This is a genomic window from Mesorhizobium sp. M7A.F.Ca.AU.001.01.1.1 (assembly GCF_004022735.1).
Classification (GTDB): Bacteria; Pseudomonadota; Alphaproteobacteria; order Rhizobiales; family Rhizobiaceae; genus Mesorhizobium; species Mesorhizobium ciceri.
The window spans coordinates 1-1,255 of the sequence record NZ_RZPF01001113.1; the positions used below are offsets into that span (position 1 = coordinate 1).

The following is a 1,255-nucleotide window of genomic DNA, read 5'->3' on the forward strand; positions in this document are numbered from 1 at the left end:
GTCTTGAAGTGGTCGGCATCGATGATCAGCAGCGCGCCGCGATCGGACTTGCGGCGCGAACCGTCGAGCGCGGCAAAGAAGCTTTCCCGGTTGAGCATGCCGGTCATGTCGTCGCGGCTCGCCTTTTCCGCCAGGCGGCGATGCGCGGCGGCGAGCTGGGCATGGGCTCGGGCGAGATCGCGATGCGCGTTTTTCAGCCTGTCGCTTTGCCAGAAAGTGCTTGCGCTGGCGGCCCACGCCAGCACCAGCGGACAGAGCGTGGAGGTCAGCCAGATCGTCCGGTTGACCGGAAATCCCATGGCCGGAACGATGATCAGGGTCAGCAGGAGAGAGGCCGCGACTGAGGCGAAAGCAACGGCGGCGGATCTCAGAATTATGCTGTTCATCGCTTGCTCCCACAAGACTGCCTCTCTGCCAGCAAGCCCTGAAGGCCACCTTTCCCAGATGCCTAAAATTTGAATCGTGAGACGATTTACGCAACCTCAACGAGCAGAAGTTGTGGATAAAGTCGCTTTCGGAATGCGCGTTTCATGCCATAAGGAGTCCATGACCACGCTCCCTGACCCCGCCCGCTTCGCCCATGTCACCGACTGGGTCTTCGATCTCGATAACACGCTCTATCCGCACCATTCGAATCTGTTCTCGCAGATCGACGTCAAGATGACCGCCTATGTCGGCGAACTGTTGGCATTGCCGCGCGACGATGCGCGCAAGTTGCAGAAGGAGCTCTACCGCGAATATGGCACGACGCTGAACGGCCTGATGACACGCCACGGCATCGACCCCGACGATTTCCTCGAGAAGGTCCACGACATCGACTATTCATGGCTGGTGCCCGATCCCGTTCTCGGCACCGCCATCCGCCAGCTTCCCGGCCGCAAGTTCATCTTCACCAACGGCGACCGCAGGCACGCCGAGCGCACCGCGCGCCAGCTCGGCATCCTCGACCATTTCGACGACATCTTCGACATCGTCGCTGCGGGGCTCAATCCCAAGCCGGCGCGCCAGACCTACGAGAAGTTCGCCGAACTCCACGCCGTCACCGGCCACAATGCGGTGATGTTCGAGGATCTTGCCCGTAACCTTTCGGTGCCGAAGTCGCTCGGCATGACCACGGTGCTGATCGTGCCGCGCAATTTCGAGCCGACCTTTTCCGAGATATGGGAGCGCGACCCGGCCAATGAGGATGATGTCGATTTCGTCACCGACGATCTGGCGGGGTTTCTGACGGCGATTGTGGAGGGGGGGGGGGGAA

General features: G+C 61.1%; 2 protein-coding genes. One reads left to right on the forward strand and one right to left on the reverse strand.

Annotated features, from left to right (window positions below):
• Positions 1 to 386, reverse strand: a 386-nt coding sequence (locus EN884_RS36300; protein WP_164895435.1) for a GGDEF domain-containing protein, incomplete at its 3' end; no start/stop codon positions are given.
• A 160-nt stretch (positions 387 to 546) separates the two neighbouring features.
• On the opposite strand from EN884_RS36300, the gene EN884_RS36305 reads away from it, so the two are divergent.
• The coding region (locus EN884_RS36305; RefSeq protein ID WP_128361144.1) for a pyrimidine 5'-nucleotidase at positions 547 to 1,255 on the forward strand (709 nt) is incomplete at its 3' end.